The sequence below is a fragment of the Mycobacterium asiaticum genome (assembly GCF_001668675.1).
Lineage (GTDB): Bacteria > Actinomycetota > Actinomycetes > Mycobacteriales > Mycobacteriaceae > Mycobacterium > Mycobacterium asiaticum_D.
This window is the reverse complement of the sequence record NZ_LZKQ01000298.1, coordinates 1-7,262: the sequence shown is the minus strand read 5'-3', so window position 1 is coordinate 7,262 and position 7,262 is coordinate 1. Positions and strand designations below refer to the sequence as shown.

General features: G+C 60.7%; 7 protein-coding genes and 1 pseudogene. 1 reads left to right on the top strand and 7 read right to left on the bottom strand.

Going from position 1 to position 7,262, the window contains the following annotated elements:
- Together A9X01_RS24730 and A9X01_RS31960 are read right to left on the bottom strand one after the other, a co-directional pair.
- A pseudogene (locus A9X01_RS24730) lies at positions 1-288 on the bottom strand (transposase); the annotation flags it as partial.
- A gap of 192 nt (positions 289-480) precedes the next feature.
- Positions 481-606, bottom strand: coding sequence for a hypothetical protein (locus A9X01_RS31960; protein WP_257786932.1), 126 nt, complete (start codon positions 604-606; stop codon positions 481-483).
- On the opposite strand from A9X01_RS31960, the gene A9X01_RS31955 reads away from it, so the two are divergent.
- Positions 554-919, top strand: coding sequence for an integrase core domain-containing protein (locus tag A9X01_RS31955; RefSeq protein ID WP_335583074.1), 366 nt, complete (start codon positions 554-556; stop codon positions 917-919). The genes A9X01_RS31960 and A9X01_RS31955 overlap by 53 nt on opposite strands.
- 322 nt (positions 920-1,241) lie before the next feature.
- On the opposite strand, the gene A9X01_RS24720 is transcribed toward A9X01_RS31955, so the two are convergent.
- From A9X01_RS24720 to A9X01_RS24700, 5 genes are all read right to left on the bottom strand, one after another.
- Positions 1,242-2,387: an acyl-CoA dehydrogenase family protein gene (locus tag A9X01_RS24720; protein WP_065123242.1), complete on the bottom strand. Its 1,146-nt coding sequence runs from the start codon at positions 2,385-2,387 to the stop codon at positions 1,242-1,244.
- A gap of 38 nt (positions 2,388-2,425) precedes the next feature.
- A complete protein-coding gene (locus A9X01_RS24715) occupies positions 2,426-4,057 on the bottom strand; it encodes a fatty acid--CoA ligase (RefSeq protein ID WP_065123241.1) in 1,632 nt (543 codons plus the stop codon).
- 14 nt (positions 4,058-4,071) lie between these two features.
- Entirely contained in the window at positions 4,072-4,725 is a 654-nt protein-coding gene (locus A9X01_RS24710) for a transglutaminase-like domain-containing protein (protein ID WP_065123240.1), read from the bottom strand.
- Entirely contained in the window at positions 4,722-6,179 is a 1,458-nt protein-coding gene (locus tag A9X01_RS24705) for a cytochrome P450 (RefSeq protein WP_065123239.1), read from the bottom strand. The genes A9X01_RS24710 and A9X01_RS24705 overlap by 4 nt, the downstream gene beginning before the upstream one ends.
- A gap of 115 nt (positions 6,180-6,294) precedes the next feature.
- A partial coding sequence (locus A9X01_RS24700) for a flavin-containing monooxygenase (protein WP_253849380.1) occupies positions 6,295-7,262 on the bottom strand: 968 nt, incomplete at its 5' end.

The following is a 7,262-nucleotide window of genomic DNA, read 5'->3' as shown; positions in this document are numbered from 1 at the left end:
CCGGGCCTAGAAGTTTCCCTTCGCGATCTCCCGCAGCGCGTCCTTCTCCAACTCCGCGTCTGCCAGCAGGCGTTTGAGGGTGGTGTTCTCGCGTTCGAGGTCCTTGAGCCGTTTGGCGTCCTCGGCCTTCAACCCGCCGAACTGGTTACGCCACCGGTGGTAGGTGGCCTCGGAGACACCCAGTTCGCGGCACACCGCTGCCGTGTCCTTACCCTCGGCCAGGAGCCGATCGGCCGCCATCAGCTTGCGCACAATCTGCTCCGGGCTGTGCCGCTTCCTCGTCGCCATGATTTTGTTGAGCCTTCCTGCCCACGTCGTGGGCTGCAAGACTCTCATAAGCCATGGATCAACCAAACGGGGTCAGGCCACCTCGTCGAGCGTGTCTGCGCCGAGCTCGCCACCTCAGGCCACCCCATCACCTTCACCGCCGTCGCCGAACACGCCCAGATCGGCCGCGCGACGCTCTACCGCGACCAACAACTACGCGCCATCGTCGACGAACACCGCACCCGACAAACCGACGCCCGCACCCTGACCGGCCTGGCCACCGAAGTTGCACACCTCCGCACCGCAGTTGAAGCCCTCGCCGAAGGGGTCAAACGCCACGAAGAACAACTCCGCAAGCTCACCAAGTCACCCCGACGATGAACCATTCCGCTCGACAGCGCGGCCCCGTGAGCTCCGATTAGCCGGTCAAAGCTCCGATAATGCCGCCATGGAGTCATTCTGGGCGCGGATGCAGGTCGAGCTACTTAACACCCGCAGATGGGCCACCACGATCGAATTGGCCGCCGCCATGGCCGATTACATCGACAACTTCTACAACGCGGAACGCCGTCACAGCTATCTCGGTAACATCAGCCCCACAGAGTTCGAAACGCTCTGGACGTCCACCTATTCGATCCCTCAACTCGCATAACCACGGCTCGAAACAGCGGGGACAGATCAGTTCACGGGGTCCGGTCAGTAACCCGGCGGGTGCGCAAGAAAGTCAGCGACGATATCGCGTAGCATCACCCACCGAAGCAAGAACCTCCGCAGGCCGATTTACACCGGATTCCGGACGCCACCTCGCAATCTCACCCACTACCGAATCCGCTCACTGCTGCACAGCGGCGCACTCCACGCACTGGTCAATGCACTCTGAATTACGAAGAGCCATGTCGTGGCGATACGGCACCACCGTCGATGCCATCAATCCTCCTCGCGGTGACTAACGTGCACGTGACAACTCAGCCGAGTCATAAGGAACGCGAGATGATTTCCTTCATCACCTCGTTCGTACCGGCGTAGATCTTTTGCACGCGCTGATCCACCCACAATCGGGAGATGGGGTACTCGGTCATGTAGCCATATCCGCCGTGAAGCTGCATACAGTCATCGAGTACCTTCATCGCTCGCTCAGTGGTCCACCACTTCGCCATGGCGACTGTCTGCACGTCAAGTTGACCCGCAAGGTGCAGGTCGATGCAGTGGTCGAGAAATACTCGTGCGATGCGCGTCTCGGTCGCGGCTTCAGCCAGCGTGAACTTGGTGTTCTGAAAGCCGAAGACAGGCCGACCAAACGCCTCCCGCTCACGGGTGTACTTGAGCGTCTGCTCTAAGGCCAGTTCCATCGCTGCGACAGCCCCAAGCGCGACGATGAGTCGCTCTTGGGGCAGCTGCGTCATCAGCTGAATGAAGCCCTGTCCCTCGGCCTGGCCCAGTAGATGCGAGCGCGGAACTCTCACTTCATCGAAGAACAACTCGGAGGTGTCCTGGCCGCGTTGGCCGATCTTGTCGAGAACCTTGCCACGCCGGAATCCCGCCCGGTCAGCCTCGACAGCGATCAAAGAGATGCCCGCAGCGCCCTGGCTCGGATCTGTCTTGGCAACAACGATGATGAGGTCGGCCTGTTGGCCGTTGGTGATGAAAGTCTTGGAGCCGGTGATCACGTACTCGTCACCGTCCAGGAGGGCCTTTGTCTTGACGCTCTGGAGATCGGACCCGGTCCCCGCTTCTGTCATGGCTATCGCCCCGATCATTTCACCGGACGCCATCCTGGGAAGCCACTGCCCGCGCAGCTCTTCAGTCGCGTACTGCAGGATGTAATGGGCCACGATTCCGCTGTGCAGTCCCGCGCCCCATGAGCTGTCACCGATGCGGGCCTGCTCTTCGAGCACGACCGCTTCGTGCGCAAAAGTGCCACCGCCTCCACCATATTCCTCAGGTATAGACATGCAGAGCAGGCCCAGCTCGCCCGCTCGGTTCCACAGTTCTCGGTCGACGTGGTGCTGGTCTGCAAAGCGTTGCGCATGCGGCGCCAATTCGGCCGAGAAGAACTTCGCAGCGAGGTCACGAAGCTCGAGTAATTCGGCATTCATCCAGGGAGAGATTGAGGAGGACATGATTACCTTCCGACTGTTGGAATTCCAGGGATTTGACGCTATGTCGTTTCGATTTCGATGAGGTATTCGCCGGCAGAGTGGCGCGCACGGATGGCCTTTTTGTCGTACTTTCCGACGCTCGTCCTCGGAATATCGGACACGAAGCTCCATCGCTCAGGAATCCACCACTTGGCGACTTTGCCCGAAAGGAACGATCGGAGTTGGTCAATGTCAACGTCGGTTCCGGGGTGGACGACGACAAGCGCCAACGGCCGTTCCTGCCACTTATCGTCCGCGACGCCGACTACCGCCGCTTCGTACACGGCAGGGTGCCCGATCAGCGTGTTCTCCAGCTCCACCGAGGAGATCCATTCGCCACCTGACTTGATGACGTCTTTCGAGCGGTCGGTCAGTGTCAGATAGCCCTCGGCGTCGATCCTGCCCACATCACCGGTACGCAACCATCCTTCATCGAACTTCTCCGTATCGTTGTCTCCGAAATAGGAACCGGTAATCCAAGGGCCGCGCGCCTGAATTTCCCCAACCGACCGACCGTCCCACGGCACGTCTTTCCCGTCGTCGTCCCGCAACCGGATTTCGACACCGCAGATCGGCCGGCCCTGGGATGCGCGCATCTCGCATCGTCGCGTCGCGTCGGCTCTGCCAGCCGGACGTGCAACGGTCGCCAGCGGAGAGGTTTCGGTCATACCCCATGCCTGTACAACGGGCACGCTGTACTTCTCTTCGAACGTCCGCATCAAGGAAAGCGGAACAGCAGATCCCCCGCACGCGACCAGCCGTAGCGAAGAAATGTCCCGCCTAGGGTGCGAATCCAGATATCGGTCGACGTCGTTCCAGATCGTCGGCACTGCACCGGCCACGGTCGGCTTGGTGTCTTCGATGATCGACACCAACGGTTCGGCATGGAGATACCGGTCAGGCAGCACCAGATCCGCACCGGACATCAACGCTGCGTAGATAAGCCCCCACGCATTGGCGTGAAACATTGGGACGATGGCCAGCACACGGTCGGCCTCGCTGACTGACAAAGCGTTAGCTGTGCAGGCGGTCAGGGAGTGAAGGTACGTCGAACGGTGGCTGTAGACGACGCCTTTGGGATCTCCGGTGGTGCCGCTCGTATAACACATGGCCGCGGCCGACAGCTCGTCGAGCCGAGGCCAGTCAAATGACTCTTCCTGGCCGGCAAGCACTTCCGCGTAACGCAGAACGGTCTTCCCGCATCCCTGTAGCGGGGCAACGTCGCCCTCTCCGGTGACGATGACGGTGTGCACCGACGCCATCGCTGGGAGCGCGCGCGCCAACAACGGGACAACCGAAGCGTCCACTAGGACGATCTGATCGCTCGCGTGGTTGGCGATGTACGCGAGTTGCTCCGGGGCCAAACGAATGTTGAGCGTGTGCAGGACCGCTCCCATAGAGGGAATCGCACAGTAGGCCTCCAGATGTTCCTGGTTGCTCCACTGGAAGGTGGCCACGCGTTGGTCTGCCGTGATGCCAAGGCTGCGCAGCGCGTTGGCAAGTCGAGCTACGCGCGGCAGCACACTGCGGTAAGGCGTCCTACGATAGCCATCTCCGGTCGAAGTGATGACCTCGCTGTCACCGTGTATGGCTGCCGCATGCTGAACGATCGCCGAAACCGTGAGGGGAACATTTTGCATGGTGCTTTGCATCGTGTAGTGCCCTTTCAGGCGAAGAGGTCAGGACGGCTGTTCGGGTGGTCGATGAATGTCCCGTAATGCGTTTTCAGCGCTTGCAGGATGTCTGCTAGGGGTAGATCGTCGTAGGCTCCCCGGTCGCGTAGATATTCCATGTGCTGGGTGCCGTCAGCGGTGAAACCATGGAGTAGCGCGTCGCTACGGCCGTCGAATCCGATCGGCGAGACACCGAAACGTGCGCACAGCTCGCGATTGAACGCCGGAGTGGCCTTGACCCACGCACCGTTGAGAAACATGAGACTGTAACCGTGGTAGACGAAAACGTCGGCACCACCCATCCGCTCGCGCAATGTCTTGGTCTGGAGGTGGTTTCGGACGTCGGCGAACCCCAGCCGCGCCGGGATTCCCGCCGCTCGGCACGCTGCAGTCAAGAGCACGGCCTTCGGGACGCAGTAGGCTCGTTCTGCGGTCGCGACGGTACTGGCGCGATACGCATGTGGGTTATCGGTCACCGTGTACGGGTCGTACCAAATGGAGTCACGGACCGCGGTGAAGATGGCGATGGCCTTCTCGGTGTCGCCGCAGGCACCACGGATCGCCGATGATACGAAGTCACGTACCGAATCTTGTTGCCAGTCAAGAAACTCCGTGGGTTCGAGGTAGGGCCTGTGGTCGACGGTCATCGGCGCTTCATCTCCAACGGAAGTCCGTCCACCGGAATGGGTAGCGAGGTGTTGTCCCATCGGACGTGATAGTTTTCCGGAACCGACCAGGTGAACGAACGCAGCATCCTCTGCAGGATTGCTTTGACCTCAAGCGTCCCGAATTGCATGCCGATGCACTTGTGCGCTCCACCTCCGAACGGAACCCAGGCGAATCGGTGGTGTTGGTCTTCGCGCCGAGGCTCGTCGAAACGTGAGGGATCGAACCGCTCCGGATCACTCCAGATCGTTCGATCGAAGTGATTCACGGCAGGCGTTATGGCGCACAACGTGTTCGCGGGGATGTGATATCCGTCGATGGCGACATCTCGAACCGTCTTGCGCATCACCAGCGGAACAGGTGCAAGCAGTCTGAGCGCTTCCTTGATCACGAGGTCGATGACCGTCATCTTCTCCAGGGTCTCAATGTCCGGCAACCCGTCACCGATGGCCGCGGCTTCCGCAGCCGCTGCCTCCTGCCACTGCGGATACCCGGCAAGGAAATAGGTGACCGCTGTGGTGGTAATCGTGGATGTGTCGTGGGCCGCCATCATCAAGAAGATCATGTGATTAACCACATCCTCGTCGGAAAATCGCTCCTCGTCTTCGGTCGTGGCTTGACAGAGAGCAGCGAACAGATCCTCCGTCTCGCCGGCTCGCGCGGCCGGCAGATGCCGGAAGAAGTAGTCCTCCAAGACGCGCCGCCCTTGCACACCAGCGCGGAATCTGGTTCCCGGAAGCGGAGCACGCACAAGGGAACTCGCCGCCCGGACCGTGGCGACGAACGCTTTGTTGACAGCATCGCTCTCGTCCTTGCCGCGACCGCCCATGAAGACGTCGGTAGCTATGTCGAGGGTGAGTTCCTTCAGCAATGGGTAGATTCGAACCGACGGACCCACCGGCCAAGCGGGCACTGCCGTGCGAACGCATGGGGTCACCTGTTCGACATATCCGGTCAAACGCGGACGCGTAAACGCCTCCTGCATGATGCGCCGGTGCATCAAGTGCTCGTCGAAGCTCATGAGCATCAAACCGCGATGGAAGAAGGCGTCGATCAGGAAGGACCAGCCATCCTGAGAGAATGCCTTCGCTTCGCTCGTGAACGCCTCCCGAGTGGCGTTCGGTCCCGCGATGACCACCATCTTGGTGCCGAACGCGCCCATCCACGACACCGAACCCAGACGGTCGTAGCGCTCTCGACTGAAATCCGATCCGAATCGGATGTAGTCGAGCGTGTGACCCACAAAGGGCAGTCCGGCATCCCCCCGGACGGCTTTCAACCCACTGCCCGCGGGTGGCGGTGCCAGTTCACGAACCGGCCAGTCCCGGCTCCATCGACGCCATCTGTCGTCGACGGCGTGAGGCGCGGGGACCATGATCACAGAGGACAACCGCTCCTTCACGTGATGCGCAGGTGCGAGAAGGTGATTCGTCATGGTCCCTCCTGGACGCTGGGCCGCTTTGACGGCGCCTCCACCAGTCTTTACAGAGCTGCCATCAATGTCAATATCTCGACATTATTGGCCTAGCGGTTAAGTGCGTTTCGTGCCCTTAGTCGGCCAGGCTCGGTTCTGCAGGGTCTCCGACCTTGAGACGCCCGACGTTTCTCAAGACGTAATCGCCGCTGTGCGGCTTCCGGGTAAGGAGTCGATAAACCAAGGTAGGCCCCGGCCAGTTCGTCGGGATTTCCCCACTCGAGGCTCGATACCAGCTCGCATACAGCGCCCACACCGACCTCCGTAGTCGCCTTCTCAAGCGCCTGTTGTAGCGTTGCGCGATCTCTGGCTTGACCTCGATCGCATGACCCGGATGAGCAGCCACGACCCTGATGAGCGTTGCGATGTGACGGACCTGTGACTCGATCATGTAGACGATCGACCCCGAGCCCACATTCGTGTTGGGACCATAAAGCAGGAACAGGTTCGGGAACATGGGGACAGTGATGCCCAGATATGCGTATGCCTGGGTCTTCCACACCTCGGCCAAGGAGACTCCGCGAGAGCCGCGCACGGACATCGGGGCGAGAAAAGCGGTGGCGCGAAACCCGGTTCCGTAGATCACGACGTCTGCAGGACGAAATTCGCCGTCCTCGGTCTTGACACCCTTATCGCAGAGCTTTGCGATCGCGTTCGGCACCAACGACACACGATCACTCGCGATTGCTGGGTAGTAGTCATTCGAGAACAGCACTCGCTTGCATCCCGGCGCGTCGGAAGGCGTCAACTGCTCGCGCAAAGATGGGCTAGCAACCTGCCGATGTAGGTGGCGGCGCGCGATCGCACCGAGGACGCGTGAGAGGGGCTTCGCGTCGACTAGCGTCACAGCGAGCAACTCGAAAATTAGCCATACCGCGAAACGCTCGAGGCGCAGCGCTATCGGCAATAATCCGATCACCCAGTGGTGAACGACTCCATACCTGCTGTCCCACTTCGGCAAGATCCACGTGACCGGACCCCGTGAAATGGTCCACGGCGAACGAGAGTCGTTCATTGGTGGGTACAGGTGGCAGCGTAGCGGGC